General features: G+C 45.6%; 14 protein-coding genes. 7 read left to right on the top strand and 7 right to left on the bottom strand.

Annotation, left to right across the window (positions count from 1 at the left end; all coding sequences use genetic code 11):
* Nucleotides 1-151 precede the first annotated feature (151 nt).
* The 5 genes from EHO60_RS05745 (at nucleotide 152) to EHO60_RS05765 (ending at nucleotide 5,792) form a co-directional block, all read left to right on the top strand.
* Nucleotides 152-763, top strand: coding sequence for an ACT domain-containing protein (locus EHO60_RS05745; protein ID WP_135767198.1), 612 nt, complete (start codon nucleotides 152-154; stop codon nucleotides 761-763).
* 172 nt (nucleotides 764-935) lie between these two features.
* Nucleotides 936-2,435, top strand: a complete 1,500-nt coding sequence (locus EHO60_RS05750; RefSeq protein WP_135767199.1) for an HD domain-containing phosphohydrolase — start codon at nucleotides 936-938, stop codon at nucleotides 2,433-2,435.
* Nucleotides 2,436-2,578: 143 nt separating this feature from the next.
* On the top strand, nucleotides 2,579-3,724 hold the full coding sequence (gene aroC, locus EHO60_RS05755; protein WP_135767200.1) for a chorismate synthase: 1,146 nt from the start codon (nucleotides 2,579-2,581) through the stop codon (nucleotides 3,722-3,724).
* Nucleotides 3,725-3,826: 102 nt separating this feature from the next.
* Entirely contained in the window at nucleotides 3,827-5,278 is a 1,452-nt protein-coding gene (locus tag EHO60_RS05760; protein ID WP_135767963.1) for an NADH-quinone oxidoreductase subunit G, read from the top strand.
* The gene (locus EHO60_RS05765; protein ID WP_135767201.1) at nucleotides 5,265-5,792 is read left to right on the top strand and encodes a NuoI/complex I 23 kDa subunit family protein; all 528 of its coding nucleotides are present in this window, start codon (nucleotides 5,265-5,267) and stop codon (nucleotides 5,790-5,792) included. Before EHO60_RS05760 ends, EHO60_RS05765 begins: the two co-directional genes overlap by 14 nt.
* Before the next feature lie 4 nt (nucleotides 5,793-5,796).
* Here EHO60_RS05765 and EHO60_RS05770 read toward each other — a convergent pair whose 3' ends face one another.
* The 7 genes from EHO60_RS05770 to EHO60_RS05800 form a co-directional block, all read right to left on the bottom strand.
* Nucleotides 5,797-6,084 (bottom strand): DUF433 domain-containing protein, encoded by a 288-nt coding sequence (locus tag EHO60_RS05770; RefSeq protein ID WP_135767202.1) that lies wholly within the window; start codon nucleotides 6,082-6,084, stop codon nucleotides 5,797-5,799.
* Between the two features lie 77 nt (nucleotides 6,085-6,161).
* A complete protein-coding gene (locus tag EHO60_RS05775; protein WP_425460270.1) occupies nucleotides 6,162-6,764 on the bottom strand; it encodes a hypothetical protein in 603 nt (200 codons plus the stop codon).
* A gap of 116 nt (nucleotides 6,765-6,880) precedes the next feature.
* Nucleotides 6,881-7,459: a DNA-3-methyladenine glycosylase I gene (locus EHO60_RS05780; protein ID WP_135767203.1), complete on the bottom strand. Its 579-nt coding sequence runs from the start codon at nucleotides 7,457-7,459 to the stop codon at nucleotides 6,881-6,883.
* Nucleotides 7,460-7,498: 39 nt separating this feature from the next.
* Nucleotides 7,499-8,002, bottom strand: a complete 504-nt coding sequence (locus EHO60_RS05785) for a hypothetical protein (RefSeq protein ID WP_135767204.1) — start codon at nucleotides 8,000-8,002, stop codon at nucleotides 7,499-7,501.
* A 103-nt stretch (nucleotides 8,003-8,105) separates the two neighbouring features.
* Entirely contained in the window at nucleotides 8,106-9,140 is a 1,035-nt protein-coding gene (locus EHO60_RS05790) for an alpha/beta hydrolase (protein WP_135767205.1), read from the bottom strand.
* A complete protein-coding gene (locus EHO60_RS05795; protein ID WP_135767206.1) occupies nucleotides 9,121-10,563 on the bottom strand; it encodes a flavin-containing monooxygenase in 1,443 nt (480 codons plus the stop codon). The genes EHO60_RS05790 and EHO60_RS05795 overlap by 20 nt, the downstream gene beginning before the upstream one ends.
* A gap of 161 nt (nucleotides 10,564-10,724) precedes the next feature.
* Nucleotides 10,725-12,029: a hypothetical protein gene (locus EHO60_RS05800; RefSeq protein WP_135767207.1), complete on the bottom strand. Its 1,305-nt coding sequence runs from the start codon at nucleotides 12,027-12,029 to the stop codon at nucleotides 10,725-10,727.
* 181 nt (nucleotides 12,030-12,210) lie between these two features.
* Here EHO60_RS05800 and EHO60_RS05805 point away from each other — a divergent pair, with 181 nt between their 5' ends.
* Together EHO60_RS05805 and EHO60_RS05810 are read left to right on the top strand one after the other, a co-directional pair.
* Nucleotides 12,211-13,683, top strand: a complete 1,473-nt coding sequence (locus EHO60_RS05805) for an NAD-dependent succinate-semialdehyde dehydrogenase (protein WP_135767208.1) — start codon at nucleotides 12,211-12,213, stop codon at nucleotides 13,681-13,683.
* A gap of 211 nt (nucleotides 13,684-13,894) precedes the next feature.
* Entirely contained in the window at nucleotides 13,895-17,071 is a 3,177-nt protein-coding gene (locus tag EHO60_RS05810; protein ID WP_135767209.1) for a SpoIIE family protein phosphatase, read from the top strand.
* Nucleotide 17,072: the final 1 nt, after the last annotated feature.

The following is a 17,072-nucleotide window of genomic DNA, read 5'->3' on the forward strand; positions in this document are numbered from 1 at the left end:
CAAACTTCTGTCTCATTGAAGAAAAATTTTTCGAGACAGAATCCGGAAAAAAGGTCCTATACTATTTTAGACTTGATTCCATCGTAGGGTCGAACACAAGTTTTTGCTGGATACTGGCTGAAAACTGGGTTTTTTCCTAGCGCGCGGGTATATGATAGAATTTAACTATAAAGAAGAATACGGAGTTTATCGGGTCACCTTAAAGACTTCGGAAACTGCGCCAGGAACCCTTCACAAAATGGTAAAAGCCATGTTTTTCATGGGTTTCGAAATCCTGTCCGGAGATATCCGAACCGTGCAGGAAGGCGATTCTATGATCAGTTACGATGAATTTCTATTGCGCTCCGACGAGACGGATTCCCGGATTAAAGCCTCCAAACTCGGGATTTTGATGTCTTCCGTTTTTTCCGACGAGAAACTTTTGGAAGAGATGATCCAGACTTCCAGTGAAATCGATATCCGGAACACTTTCTATCTAGGCAAAGATTCTCAGCTTGAGTTCGAAGATTTGCCGGATGGCTCGGCTACAAAATTTTATCTCGAAGCTCCCGATCGAAAAGGACTACTCTACTTTGTTACCGGGGTTTTGAAGGATTTGGGAGTGAATATTCTCTCCGGCGAAGTGCGAACGGATGGAACCACCAATAACGCTCAGGATACTTTCCTATTAACCGACTCTCGTACGAATGCGGGATTTTCCGGTACTTCGATCGAAGAACGTGTTCGTAGATATATATTGCAAAGTAGCCTGAATCAAGTTTGATAAGGACGAAATTTCTCGTCAAAAGCCAATATACGCCCAACATGCGTCATAAGCTTTTCGGGTTTGAACGCATACGTATGTTTTAAAGTGCGGCGATATTTTCGGATCGTTTAAACGTTTTTGAAATAAGCGAGAAAGCCGATAATTTAAATAGGAGTTTTCCTCTCGCAAAATGGACGCGTCCAAAGACCTGCAAAAATTCGATTTTACCGAAGAGGTAATCCAGCATTTTAGGGAAAACAGGATTATCCCGGTAGATTTTTATAATAAGAACGGTCAGATTCTCATTCACAAAAAGGATATGGCGACGGGGGACGATATCAATCGTCTCCAGAAATTTGAAAAACAAGGGATCTACTTTTTACTATCCGAAATCGGGAAGATAAACCCCGGTTCCGGAAGACGAGGTTACGGCGGCGATCCTTCTTTCGATCGACTGATCAATCCCGAACTTACGGTCAATCTCACGAAAGGAGCGACCGACCTTCTCCAAGAAATCAAAAGATATCCTCTCACGGGCGCCCAGGTTCGGGACGTCGGAAAATCCATAGATTCTATATTAGAAGATTTTAAATCTTCACCGAATATGGAAACCGGACTGGTCAATATTTTGGAAGTGATGAGCACTGTCGGCGCCCCCATTGATTCCGAAGTTCTGACGAAACGTACCGTGATCACCATGGCCATGAAAGTCCGGACCGCTAAGGCTTTCACCAAAGCGGACATGGACGTCAAAAAGGCCGAACAGATGAATCTTATGATGGCCTCATATCTCGCGGATATCGGTTATACTCAGATGAAGATGCCTACTCATGCGGATCTGAAATCGGAGGAATTGGATTATATAAAGAACCATCCCATTATAAGCTATCTTATGATCGCGAATATTCAAGAGCTGGACGATTCGGTAAAGTCGATCGTGCTGAATCATCACAGACCGCATAAAGGGGAAGGGCTCAATAACAATTATCCTCAGACCAAGCCTCTGGTACAGAAACTCCAAGGATATCGAGAGAAGTACAAGGACGATTATAGGAAAAACACGTTGGTCAACGATATCCAAAAACAAGTAAGAGGAATTTTATCGAACGCGCTTTCTTACGACGATATTGGAATGCTTTCCATTGCGGGAGAATTTGCCTCCCTTACCACTGCGCAGCCTTGGAGAGGACCGATGGCGGCGGTGAAAGCCTTAAAATTGATCCTGAATAACAGTTTTTTCGCATATAACGAAAAGACCTTAAAGGATTTTTACGATCACGTCGGTCTTTCCCTCTCCGAGAACCAACCGTTTTTAAAAACGGGGGATTATGTAATCGTAGCTTCTCAAGACTCCAATCGGAAGGTTTACTTCGAGATCTGCGTGATCCGGGAATCCTATAAGAATTCCATACGACCTATGCTGGAAAGGATCGGGACTATCCGGCCGAATTTTGCAAATAACGGAAAACTCCGAATTTCCGGATTCGACAAAACGAGCCTGAATCTGGATCGCAGGCGGGCGATTTTTAACCTAGAAAGAAATGCGGATCCGAGACGGATCATTTACTTGGTAGATCCGGAATTGGACGCGGAATTCTTCGGATTTTTGGATAAGAAGGCCAGAGAGTTCCTCGCTCCTAAGTCCACACAAACGGACTCCGAGGAGTCGGTAAAAACCCCCGCAGAATGATCCGATTTTCGGATGAAACGGGACTTGATTTACCGCAAAAGCGTTAGAGCTCGGAAATCTGCCTTTGTAAGTCGGACCGCTTTTCCCTTGCCTGTCCGAAACGGACTTTCTTCTGCTCGGGGGTTCTTGTTTTCTGGTACTGTATGCCTTCCAGTTGGGGTAAAATATTTCGTATCAGTACGTTCGGCGAGTCTCACGGAGAATCCGTCGGTGTAGTCGTAGAAGGGGTTCCTGCAGGAATTCCGATCCGTCTTGAGGAAATCCAAAAGGATTTGAACCGAAGAAGGCCCGGGCAAAGCAAACTAACCACTCCTCGGGACGAATCGGATACGGTTCGGATCGTTTCCGGAGTGTTTGAAGGTAAGACGATCGGGAGCCCGATTGCGCTGATCGTGGATAACCAAAACACCATCTCCAAAGATTACGAAAATTTAAGGGAAACATTCCGCCCTTCTCACGCTGATTATACGTACCAAGCAAAGTACGGTTTTAGAGCTCATGTAGGCGGCGGGCGTTCCTCCGTCCGCGAAACCATAGCTAGGGTAGCCGCCGGAGCGATTGCCAGAATGATCCTCGAGGACGACTTGGGGATCCGCACAGTGGCTTGGGTAGATACGATCGGAGAAATCTCTTCCGATCTTACGGAGGAAAAATATCCGCGTAGTAGGGAGGAAGTAGACGGAAACGAGGTTCGGTGTCCGGATTCGGCTGCGGCTGATAGGATGAGGAACCTGATCCTTAAAATGAAAGAGGCGGGAGATAGCGTCGGAGGAATTATCCGTTGCGCCTCTTATCACCTTCCGCCCGGATTAGGGGACCCGGTGTACGATAAACTGGACGGAGATTTAGCTAAGGCGATTCTGTCTATTCCCGCATGCAAAGGATTCGAAGTCGGCTCCGGGTTTGCCGGCACTCTTTTGACCGGAAGCAATCATAACGACGAGTTTTATGTGGAAGAAGGATCGGGACGAGTCAGAACTCGAACGAATCGGTCCGGAGGCCTGCAGGGGGGAATTTCGAACGGAGAAGCCTTGGTGATCCGAGCGGCGTTCAAACCTACTTCTACGATCTTTAAAAAACAAAATACCGTAAATCTCAATCGGGAAGAAACCGTTCTGGAAGCGAAAGGGAGACATGATCCCTGCGTTCTGCCCAGGGCTGTACCGATCGTGGAGGCCGCCGTGAACCTTGTTCTGGTAGACGCGTATTTGTACCAAAGGGCAATGAATCCGCTTTGGTTTAAAAAATGGGCCAGTCTGCCCGCCTACTACGACGATTTAAAACTTTGACTCTTGTCTCCCGCTTTCCGGACAAGAAACGGGTTGCAAATCGGGAATAGTAAGATTCCATTGAGACGTGCGCCTGGCGGAGCCGAAGGAACGGAGGTCCGAGTGGTCAAGATAAAGATAGACGGGATCGAATACGAAGTCGACGAAAAGAAGAATCTGATTTCGGCGGCTAAAGACGTCGGTGTGGATATCCCTTTTTTCTGTTTTCATCCGAAATTATCCGTAGTCGGCATGTGCAGAATGTGCCTGATCGAAATCGAAGGAATTCCCCGTCTACAAGTCGCATGCAATACGAAGGTCGCGGAAGGACTCTCGATCGTTACGAATAGCCCCAGAGTAAAAGAAGCCAGAGAAGGAACGATGGAGTTTCTTCTGGCAAACCACCCTCTGGATTGTCCCGTCTGCGATAAGGCAGGTGAATGCCAACTCCAGGACAATTCCTTTAACTCAGGAAAGGGAAACTCCAGATTTACTTTAGAAAAACGCAATATTCCTCAAGAAGAGATCGGAACCAATCTGATCATTAATCACAATCGTTGCATCGTCTGCTATCGGTGTGTGCGATTCGAAGAGGAAATGATCGGGGAATCCAATCTCGGTCTTTTCGAGCGAGGCCATCATTCCATTATAGGTTTGGCCAAAGAGGAACCCATCTCTCATAATTACCAGGGAGCGCTCGCGGATATTTGTCCTGTCGGAGCTCTGTTGAACGATAAGACATTATTCAAATCCAGGGTTTGGTGGTACAAATCCGAGGAATCGGTTTGCCCCGGTTGTAGTACCGGATGTAAAACGTATACGAACGTACGGGACAATAAGATGTACCGGTATATGCCCAGGGTCGATGAAGAAAAGGACCAATATTTCCTCTGTGATAAGGGTCGCTTCGACGTAGAATGGTTGAATTCGAATCGTCTTTTCGCTTATTATAAGAATGGGGCCGTGAGTACAGGATCGGAAGTACTCGAAGAAATCGCGCTTTCGATTTCGAAGGCCGTGAAGATCGCGGTGTTAGGAGGGGCACAGGAATCCAACGAGAATCTGCAATCCATTCGATCCTCGTTGGAAAAATTCGGAGTCCCTATCGTAATGGAAGCGAGAGTTTCGGACGCCCAATACAAGGAACCGGAACAGGTGGATTTTCTTTTGACTTCGGATGAAAGACCGAATACGAAGGGAGCCGTCGAGGCGAAATTCGTTTCGAACGCCGGTGTGACGGCTTTACGCGAGTCGATTTCAAAAGGGGAATTCGATTTGGTTTTTGTGATTAAGGAAGACGCAGAATCGGTATTGAATGGAATAAAACCGAAGACTCTTATAGTACTGGATACGAATCTGAATACGAGTGTTTCCAAAGCATCTTTCGGAATTCCGGTCAAGGCGTATTCGGAACAGTCCGGTTCCTTTACGAATAAAAACGGTTGGAAACAGAACTTTAAAAAGTCCATGGAACCTCCGAAGGGCCTTTTGTCTTCCGGCGAATTCTTTGAGGAAATATTGAACCGAGTCTCCGAATTGAGATCCGGAAAGGAGGCCGTCGTTGGGAACCGTTAACGTAGTCAACGTAGCAGCGAAGCATAAGCTGGCGTGGTACCAAAAACTGTATTTCTATTCGATCGGAAACGGTCTCTGGATCACGTTGAAACATTTCGTCAAGGCCGCCTTTTTAAAAGGTGCGGTTACTTTGGAGTTTCCCGAAAAAAGAAGAAAATATTCCTCCCGTTTCCGCGGAATGCACAGCATGAAACGCGACGAACAGGGGCGGGAAAGGTGTACGAGTTGTTTCTGCTGTATGTGGATTTGTCCTGCGGACGCGATTCATATCGAAGCCGGACTTGTGACTCCTGAAATACAGCATCTTCATCCCGAAGATAAGTATGCGAAGAAATTCGAAATCGATCTGCTTCGTTGTATTTTTTGCGGTTTGTGCGAAGAAGCCTGCCCTAAAGGAGCAATCTACCTGGATGGACCTGCGGAAATGGCGGCGGACAATCGTGAGGATTTAATCCTAACGAAGGAAAGAATGATGGAGAAAAGCGGCGGGCCTATTTTGGGAGAGAGAAAATAACCGTTTAATTCCGGGCCGTTTGGTTTGGGTTCAGACTCTCTATCCAATCTTTTTGCATTGCTTTTTCCAGAAGAGGCGAATGCAATCTTTGGGAAGCATATTCTAGGCAAGCGCGAATGTCATCCCCTTCCAGTTGGGGATATTCTTGTAGAACTTCGGCAGCTCCAAAACCCAGAAAAATCCGATCCAAAATCTCCAATACGGGTATCGAAGTTCCTTTCAGGGTCGGCTTCCCGTTGCAAATGGACGGGTGAGAAACGATTCTGTCTTGGAGAAAGTTTTGTTCTTCCATGTAAGCAAGATAACAAACTTATCTCTTAGAATTTGCTTATAAATTTCGTGACTGAATGATTCCTTGAGGGATAAATCTCAAAACGATTCCCCCCAGTCGATATCGGGAGGAGCGCAGCCTACGAGATCTCCGGCAAAATAATGGGGAAAAATGTAAGCCATTTTTCCAGGAATAGGATCGGGGTCCCGGTAGCGAAGTCCGTCGATTCGGATGCTTCCTGTTTCATCCTGATAGATCTTAAAAGTCAAAGGAAGTTTGAAATTTCCTTTTCCGTACCGGAATTCCGCGTTCGATTTGCAGGACTGAAAACAGACCGAATATGCGTTTTCGGGATTCACACTGAAATTAGATCGGTGGCTTTGGTCTTTACAGTTGTGGCTGCATTCGTCCGGATCATCGGACTGAAAATCGAATTCGACAATCAGATGCCGGTTCTCTAGTTTAAAAAAACCTTTCGTTTTGGCTACGAGTTCTCCCGATCTTCTACTTTGCATCATTGCAGACGAAGGAGGAACGAGTAGAAGATGAAAACTGCTGACTTCTAGAGACAAACGCGAATCGACTCTAGGAAAAACTTTTTCCCAATTTAAACAAGTCTCTTTTTCGTTTCCTTTTAATAGAATCGGAACCGCAAAGAGAACCGTTAAAGTTGACAGCAGGATTTTCGATTTCAAGCTCATATATGAAAAGAGACAAAGTGTCCGGAACCAATATTATAATGAATAATTCCGCTCTGCGAGCAAAAAGAACGAAAGGCGATCCGCTTTTTCCGTTTCTTAGGAATGAAATTCGAAGTTTATTCGGATCCTTTTTTTGTCTGCTTCCTTTTGGAAGACATCCATCTGGGTTTTAATCGGGCGATCTTTTTATGAACGGGGCAATTCGAGTCGTGCGCTCCCGGGAGATATCCGGTACTTAGCAAAAATTCGTTAACGATTTCGCCGCCGGTAAATCGGAAAGTCTTCTTAAACAATTTGGTCCATTCGTCTCTGGATTTGGGATGGTGGGAATCCAACCACTCGGAAAAACTTCCGCTTTCTTTCTGAATGGAAAGAATGACATTCGCATTGTGTATTGCCGCTTCGATTTTCAATCTGTTTCTGATGATTCCGGCGTCGCTCAATAAGCGATCGATATCCTTCTGCTTGTATCCTGCGACTTTTCGAATCGAAAAACCGTGGTACGCTGTCCGAAAGTGCTCTTTCTTCTTGAGGATGGTAGTCCAAGAAAGTCCGGCCTGGTTGATCTCCAGGACCAACCGTTCGAATAGTTCGTCGTCCGTTCCGAGTGGAAAGCCGTATTCGGTATCGTGATAGATTCGGTGTTCCAACGCTTGGTCGTCTTTTAAGGTCCGTATGTATGCGCAGTAACTCATATGGAAGAAAATCCTTTTTACAATTTCGTTCCCAAAGACTTATTCCGCCTCGAAGCGACAATTCTTCAAGCTGATCTCTCTCCAGCTCCAAGCACCGGGGAATTCCGGAATTTCCTTTTCAAAAAGGTCGAACGTTTTGGCTTTCGGATCCATTCTCTCGAAGCTCCAAGAAAACGTTTCCACTTGCCAGCTTTTCGAACTTTGACATCTGGGAATTCCTTCGTAAGAAACGGCAGAGTATACTTTTCCGGTCTCATCTCGAAACGTCACGTTCTCCAAAATAGTACATGCAAAACTAGGATGATCGTATTTGAAAAAAATCCTAGTATTCGTTTTAGTAAGGCAAAGTCGGACTAAACGGAGGTCTCCTTGCGATCTGTCGTCCAACTCGCAGCAAGAAACTTTTTCCGTAGTTTTAGCGGATCGATTCCTTTCCGTTTTTTCCTTTTCCCGTTTCTGCGGAGCGTTGGGGATCAAGGCTAATGCGAAACCTACAGGAAGAAGGGATAAAGTTAGGACCAAGATAATTTTTTTACTCAGCATGTTTCGATTTAGCGGAGTATTTTTTAAAAAACAATTCTATTTTTATCGGGATGTTTTGAGAGCAAAAGTAGATGGATGGTGTTCGAAAATCGCTGATCGGGGTTCAGCCTTTCAACTTAAATCTTTTTCGAATCCAAAGCGCCAAATCCACGACCGCATTTTTGGCTTCCGGGACACTCGCCCCTAAGTTTAGAAATCCGTGAATCATTCCTTCCAGTACTTTCGCTTCCACGGAGATTTTAGCTTTTCTGAGCCTTTCCACATAAGCGAATCCTTCATCCTGAAGAGGATCGAATCCCGCAATCTGAATGTAGGTAGGCGGGGTTCCGGCTAGGGACGTGTGGTTTATCGGATTCGCTAGAGCGTCTCGGCAATCCTTGTCGTTCGGAAAGGTATGTTTTTTGAAATATCTAAGAAGGTCCCGTGTCAAACCGTATCCTACCGCGAACTCCTCCACGCTTTTTCTTTCCTGACTTAAGTCCAGCCAAGGGTACAGCAACAATTGGAAATTCGGAGGAGTTAATCCTTCCTTTTTTGCATTCGCATAAATGGAAACTGCGAGATTTCCTCCGGCGGAATCTCCTCCTACCGCAACCATCCTAGCGTCCAATCCCATAGCTTTGCCCTGCTTACGAGTCCAGGAATAGGCGGAATATGCGTCTTCCCATGCTGCCGGAAAAGGGTGCTCTGGTGCCAGTCGATAATCGACGGACAAAATCGCACATTTAGACAAACCGCTTAAGTAGCGCAGAGGAAGATCATGAGTTTCTAAATTACCGATCACGAATCCTCCCCCATGATAGTAAACCAAACAAGGAAGAGGTTCCGAAGTCGGATGGGGAGAATACAGACGGACAGGAATTCGACCGGCAGTTCCCGGAATCGTAAAATTCTCCACACGAGAGAGTTCTACTTTAGGAAAATCGAATAAATTCAAAATATAAGCGAATAATTTTCGGGCCTTTTCCGGTGGAAGAGATTCCAATTTCGGCTTCGTTTTGGCTAGCAAAAGGATCGTCCGAAGTTTCGGATCCAACGACCGCTCCCGCTTCCGATCCTCGCCGAAAATCCGGACGACTTCGTTCGGAACCGCTAAAAGAGAACGCGCCGCCGCCGTTTCAAGTCTTTGCCATAGCACTTTTTTTGCTTTGCCCCGTACGTTTTTTCCCTTTCCGAACAGCAGTACTCGCAGAGGAACGAAATTGCGCTTTCGCTTTGATCGGAAGGTTGTTTCCGGATTTTAAAGCACGCTTTTTTCCCGCTTTCAATTCTTTTTGCATATAATAGAGAAAATCTTCGAAATCCACCTGCATAGTGTGTCGAGCGGAGGCTACATACCGCCTACGCATTGCGGATTCGTATTTTTCGATCTGACTTTGCATTTCCGGGATCGGCGGAAGTTGGTAGTTTCCGGTCAGATATTCCGCGATCCATTTTCCTTGGAATTCCGCCAAAGGCATAATTGCACCGAGCGGCTGATACAGGCCGATAAAGAAAAGATTGTTCGATCCGGGTTTAAAAGTTCTATGAAATAACGGAAGGTGGTTGTCTTCCACGGAAATGAAACTCGGATCGAAGAACGGAAATCGGACGTTGTATCCGGTGCAGTAGATTACGGCATCCACTTCCTCCTCCGAATCGTCGGCGAATTGAATCATATTTCCTTTAAATTCCTTTATAACGGGTTTATAAACGATATCCCCTCTTCCTAGGCGTACAAGAATGTCTTGAGATATCGTCGGGTGCGCTTCTCCAGGTTCGTGATCGGGTTTAGGTAGGCCGAAATCCTCCATATTTCCTACTCCCAATCGTAAAATAAAACCCACCAAGGCTCTTTTGAGCCAAAACGGAGTTCCGGGAGGAATGAGTTGTGTCGATTTGTCCAGGGGTTTTCCGAACAGATAATTCGGAATGATCCAAGCGCCTCTTCTGGAACTTAGGAAAACTTTCGCCGAGACTCCGGGCCGGCTCAGCTCTACGGAAATGTCCATGGCGCTATTACCCATACCGAGGATTACCACTTTCTTTCCGGTCAGTCGTACGGGCTTCTCCGGATCCACATAATCGTGGGAATGGATGATCTTTCCGCTGAATTTACCCGGAAAATTCGGTTCCGGCCAGCGAGGAGACCAGTGGTGTCCGTTCGCGACGATAACCGCATCGTAATATTTCCTGATTCCTTTGTCGGTCGAGACAAGATACGTTCCGTCTTCCTGAGGTTCGACCTTCGATACTCCGTTTTTAAAGATCATGTTTTTTCGAAGTCCGAAATGATCCACGTAATCGGAAAAGTATCTTTGGATCGGTTCATGATTCGGATAATCCGGATACCATTTCGGCATGGGATAATCCTTATATTCCATTCTGTCCCGATGAGTATTGATATGTAAGGATTTATATATGTTACTGATTCCGTTGTCGTTATTGAAACGCCAGTTTCCGCCTATATCGCTCCCTTTTTCGTAGCAATCGAAAGGAATCCCTTTGTCCTGGAGAGATTTGCATACGGTGATTCCGCTAGAACCGGCTCCGATGACGCAAACTTTAGGTAAATCAACCATGGGCAGTCTCCAATTCTTGTACAATACCGATCGGTAAGAAGGAGACTAGATTGAATCCGCCTCATGGTCGAAGGTCAAGTCGGAAAATGATTCTAGCAAACAACTTCCTGTGAAGAGTTTCTCCGATTAAAAAGAGAACAAACGTTCACTCTCCGCATTTTTCAGATCCGGATCGTATATCCTATATTATAGAAAAATATAAAATGCACGATATGCTGCTGCTGGTAGTGCTCTATCAGTCCTCTTCTTACGAACTCGTTCGGCGCAATGGAGGTAAGATAATTCACTATGAATTGGTTCTTATATCCGTATACCTTGGAAGGATCCGTCGTCTTTCCATCATTCGGATTCGTATCCGGATAAACGCCCGCGCTAGGAGTATATATCTCGTTATCCACCAAGGCCGGAGTCGCACGGTACATCGCGTTCAGGGCGAAGAAAAATTTTCCGTAGTCGAACTGCAATCTCGGACTGATATCGCTGACTCCTTTTTTCCTATCTATGTTGTCGTTTACGTCGGCATATCCGATCACTAAGCTCGGGGTGATTCGAAACGTCTCTCCTTTAAAGAATTCGTGACTTAAGGAAAGTCGATAGTTGTGGGTTCCCTGAAAAATGCCGCCGTAGTCGTTTAACATTTTGTTGTTCGCCGAAAATTGAGGATTCAACCATTGTAGAAATGGGGGTCTCCAGCCTACGACCCAATATCCACGCATCACATATATAGGGTCGTTCGCGTTTATAAAAAGAAAGCCTGCGGAAAAAGCGCCCATCTTCGTTTCATGCTCGTACATCGCACGTGTGAAAAGGTAATCGAAGAGCCCGTTCTTTTCCTTTCTAGTTTTGACCTGATTCGGATCGTACTGTAAAGTTCCTGTGGCCAAAGATTGGTTGATCAGGTAGGATTGATCCGGGCCGCCCGGCGTAGATTGGAAACGATTGTCCGCATCGGTATTGGACCGATCGACCAATGGATCCATGACGGTTAAACCGAGCTTGAATTGTTTCGGCAGACCTAATAGGTCTACGCTAGTGGTCATAAAGTAAGCTTGATAAAAATCCTTGTATTTCGTCCCGTTTCGTCTTGCTTGCCGTTCTCCGAATAGATCCACACCCTGAAACGCACCGTCATTGGAAACGGATTGGGAAAGAAGGAAGGAATGTTCTGGTAGAGATTCCGCAGGGGAATCTTTTTTTACCGCTCCAGTCGGAACACTCTCGTCGGTGGTGAATTCCGCCGGACCTTCCTTGGCATCCGGAGTGATTTGTTTGATCCGGTCCTTACGGATTCGATAGACGACTCCGTCTTTATCGACGATTTCGATCTCCGTTTCCGTTTCTTTTTCGACGGTGACTCGTTCGAAACTGCGACCGCCCGTAGTCAGAACCGTAACCGCGTCCAGATCGACTACGAAGGGCGTGAAGAAAAATAATGCGATGAATAAACGCCGATGTTTTTTTCTCATAATACCACCCTTTTACCGAGCGATTCAGAATTCAATTCAGATAATTAAGTTAGTTAACTATTAATTATTAAAATAATTCCTTTTTTTTAATAATTTTGGGGAAAAAAAATTAACTTTTTTTCCGAACTAGAGTCCAATCAACTCTCTAATCAACTATTAGAAAGGAATATTCGCATTTCTTATGAACGATCCTAGTTTAGCTTATACTTCGCTTTTCAGGACTTCCTCCTTTTACGCGGGCCATTGGCAGCAATCTTCGGAAAAAAGAATCCGAGTCATGGATCCTGCAAGTGGAGGAGAGATCGGCACAGTTCCGAATCTTTCGAGAGAAGAGACTCGAGAGGCGATCGAGTTTGCCGAAGCGGAACAACGGCGTTGGGCAAAAACGACCGGCAAGTACAGAGCCAAACTTTTAAGAAATTGGGCGGATCTGATGCACCTTCATAAGGAAGATCTTGCGAAGATCATGACCTGGGAGCAGGGAAAACCTTTGTCGGAATCCAAGGGGGAAATCGAATATGCGGCCTCTTTTCTGGAATGGTTCGGAGAGGAAGCTAAGAGAACTTACGGAGATGTAATACCGACGCACCGGCAGGAATTGCGTTTGCTTGCTTTAAGGGAACCCGTCGGAGTTTCCGCAATTTTAACTCCTTGGAATTTTCCGAGCGCTATGATCACGAGGAAGGCTGGACCGGCTTTAGCGGCAGGATGCGTTGTGATTGCGAAACCGTCGGAGCTCACTCCTTTTTCCGCACTGGCTCTCGCCGTTCTGGCTCAAGAAGCGGGGTTTCCACCCGGCGCATTCCAGATTTTGACGGGGGACCCGGAACCGATCGCGAACGAATTTCTAGAAAGTCCTCTCGTACGAAAGATCAGTTTTACGGGTTCCACAAGAGTAGGGAAGATGCTTTTGGAAAAGGCTGCTAAAAGCGTTAAGCGGGTTTCTTTAGAATTGGGAGGCAACGCTCCTTTCGTCGTATTTTCGGATGCGGATCTAAAAGAAGCCGTAAAGGGAGCGATGTTATCGAAATTTCGGAATACCGGTCAAACCTGCGTGTGTGCGAACCGATTTTTGGTGGAACAATCCGTTCTTCCCGAATTCACCGCGCGGCTTGTAGAAGAGGTTTCGAAATTGAAAGTGGGTAACGGCTTTGAGGATGGCGTGCAACAAGGACCTTTAATCAATTCCATCGGTTTTACGAAACTGAGAAAGCATATCGAAGATGCCTGTTCCCGAGGAGGAAAAATCCTGATCGGAGGAAAGCCTCATCCTCTCGGCGGAAATTTTCACGAACCTACAGTAATTACCGGTGTGTCCGAGGATTCGCTCTGTTTCCAAGAAGAAACATTCGGTCCCTTAGCTCCGGTTCTCGGCTTTAAAACTGAGGAAGACGCGGTTCGAATCGTTAATTCGGGTAAAACGGGTCTCGCATCTTATTTCTATACGACTGACCCGGCGAGAATTTGGAGGTTCAGCGAATCTATAGAAGCGGGAATGGTTTCCATAAACGAGGGTTTGCTTTCCACGGAGCAAGTTCCTTTCGGAGGAGTGAAAGAATCCGGAATCGGTCGCGAAGGATCTAGATACGGAATCGAAGAATACCAGGAACTAAAATATCTTTGCTGGGGAGGTCAGGATTCGATTGCCGATTAAATTCGGAACTAGTTATAATTACAAGAAGGTGTAGTTTTTTACGGGAATATTCGTCATTTATTTAGAATTCTTTTGACATAAAGATTACGGATCCTCTTTAGGACTACGCCGAGAAAACCGTTAGGCGGCTCGGTCCGTTCGCGGTCTTAGGCAAAAACTATTTTCCTTGACGTGAGTCGTTTTGATCGAATTCTTCTCAGACCGCCCTTTTATGGATCACATATATCTTAATTTCTATTTTTTCGGCTCCTTACTAGCGTCTTTATTTGCGCTTTATGTTTCGCTGTTCTTTCTTACGATCAAGGATAGAAGTAAGGCTGCTTTTCATTTAGGTTTATCCGCCTTATCCACATTCGTCTTTCATTTAGGTTATGCGATCGGGTTCCTTTCTTACGACGAATGGTCGATATTTCATCGATGGATCGTTATTCCAACTCCGATGATAGGCTATACGCAGCTTTTGATCTTTTTCTTTTATTTTCCCCAACCAAAGAAGGTGAAACTAGGCCTGTCCGTCTATGCCGCATCATACTTAGGCGTAGCCATAATGACGGGTTACTACATAGTCGCCTCCATGCAATCCGTTCGAACTTTCGTAATGGGAAGCCATTATTGGGATTTTGAAACACATCAGTTCTATAAGATATTCTCTTTGGTCGTTCTGACGTATAACCTGCTATTTCTGATCGCGGGAATCTGGAGAGCGATCAGCGAGAAAGGAAGAGAACGCAGGTCCGTAATATATATCATACTTTCATACTGTGTAATAACTATCTTTCCGGGAGTGGCAAACGCTCTGAGTCGGGACGGATCTATTTCACGCGCCCTTTATCAACAAGTAGCGGACTTAGGTCTCGTTACGGGACTATTCTTGATATTGGTGGTGTACGTAAATACTACGAAGGAACGTACCACCATTCTCAGCAGGATCGTCGGAATCACGATGGCAACTTTTTTGCTGGTATTCCAACTTGTAGGTTATGCGATTTTAAACGGTTACGAATCCTCTTTCGATCAGATCAAAATCAGAGAATCGAAATTGGTGGTGATGGAAGGAGAAAAGCCTTCCGGTTTTGCATATGAAATTTCCTACGATCCTTCGGAAGATTCCTTTACTACCGAAAAAGGTCTGAAGGACCCCAGGTTCGTCGAGGAAGATAAGACGGAAATCCGGTTTTTTCATTTTTATAGTCGGTTGACCGGATTGGGGAGCTTGCCCGCCAAGAAACGTTGGGAAAAATCCAAGGAGATCCTGGAAAGTTCTCCGAGAGAATTTTACGGCTACCGGGAAGCAGTTCGACAATTTTTAGCGGACAAAGGAGATAAGAACGTTTCGGACGAAGAGATAAGTTCCCTTTTTAAGAATATTCGAAAAAACTTATCTGTGATTCGAAGTAAATTTTCACACTTTCCCAATAAAACGGATCGTGAAGCCGTTTCCAAATTGCTCCAGTCGAACGAGATCGGAGTTTCCGGACTTTTAGAGAAGGTAAGGACCGGAACCGAAAAGCAAATCTTGGCTGGAAAATCCTCCGAAGAGGTGGCTAAAAACGTTCTTTCCTCTTTAGCTTTAATTCGGGAGCCCGGGGAGAGAATTTATCGCGGAACGAAGTTCTATAATTACGGCGAAGAAAAGCCGATCTTTTACGTTTCTTATTTTTTCGTCCATCCGGAAAACGGAAAAATCTACGAAGTCGGTTTCGATTATAAATCTTTGAGGGAGTTTTTACACGATCCTTCTCTGGTTTTGGTGACTTCTCTCATCGCCGTCATCCTGATTGTATCGATTGGATTCCGATTCTTTTTTCAATTCGCCTTGATCGTTCCGATGAGCGAAGTGGTCGTCGGATTGACCGAGGTGAATTCGGGAAATCTGGATTATCGTCTTACTCCGCGTGTCGAGGATGAAATAGGCTTTATCGCCCGTTCCTTTAACAGGATGGCCAGGTCCATCCAAGCGGCAAGAAAACGACTAGAGCAATACGCGAACGAACTTGAGGAAAAAGTAAAAGAAAGAACCAAGGAATTGGAGCAGACTCTCGACGAAGTTCGCGAGTTGAAGCAGCAACAGGACGGGGATTATTTCCTCACGTCTCTGTTGATCAAGCCTCTAGGAGCTAATAAGGCCAACCAAGAGAACGTCAAAGTGGATTTTCTGATGGAGCAGAAAAAGAAGTTCACTTTCAGGCGATATAAGGACGAGATCGGAGGGGATCTCAATATTTCGAATCATATCGATCTCCAAGGGAGATCTTATACGGTCTTTTTGAATGCCGATGCGATGGGAAAATCCATGCAAGGAGCAGGAGGAGCGTTGGTTCTCGGTGCCGTATTCGAATCCATCATCGAAAGAACTAGGATCGTGGAATCCATGCGGACCCAATCTCCGGAACGTTGGCTCAAGAACGCGTTTACGGAACTCCATAAGGTATTTGAGAGTTTTGACGGCTCCATGCTCGTGTCTTCCGTGGTCGGTCTGATCGACGACGAGGTTGGAGTATTATATTTTATTAATGCAGAGCATCCTTGGACTGTTCTGTATCGGGATGGAATAGCCAGTTTTATCGAAGACGAACTGATGTTCCGCAAGTTGGGCACTACCGGAATGGAAGGGCGAATTTTCATCAAGACGTTCCAGCTTGAAACTGGAGACGTGATCATAGCTGGATCTGATGGACGGGATGACATTCTTTTAGGCGTCGATGCCGAAGGAGCTAGGATCATTAACGACGACGAACGCCTTTTTTTACGCACCGTAGAGGAGGCGAAAGGAGATTTAAAAGAAATCTACTCCGGTATATTATCCAAGGGAAATCTTACCGACGACCTTTCGTTGATCCGTCTTTCTTTTAAGGAATCGGATCCCGAGCAAAGAAGGATAGAGGAAGAGCAAAAGGGAAAAGTCCGGGAGCTTCTTAAAAAGGCGAAAGAGACTTCGCAAAACAAAGAGATCGATGAGGCGATTTCCTACTTGGAACAGGCGGAATCTTTGAATAGCAGAATCCCCGAGGTAAAAAAGAATTTCGTCCGCCTGTTTTTAAAGATGAAGGATTATACGAAAGCCGCCCGTTATGCGGAGGATTATCTGAATATTAAACCGGTGGATAAGGAAATCCTGTATGTAGCTTCGTACGCGGCGAGAAAAGCGGGTCAACTTAGAAAAGCTCTGGACTTCGGGGAAAGGCTGCTTTTAAGAGAGCCGGACCATTTTAAAAATCTGATGAACCTCGCTCAAATTTACATCGCCTTAAAGAACTACAGCAGGGCCATGGTAATGACCCAGTCCGCTCTCAGATTGGACCCTGATAACGAAGCGATCCTAAAAATCAAAGATGTGTTGCGCACTTACACGGACAAAAAGCCGGAAGCTGAGGAGAAGCACATCTAAA

The organism is Leptospira fletcheri (genome assembly GCF_004769195.1).
Taxonomy (GTDB): domain Bacteria; phylum Spirochaetota; class Leptospiria; order Leptospirales; family Leptospiraceae; genus Leptospira_B; species Leptospira_B fletcheri.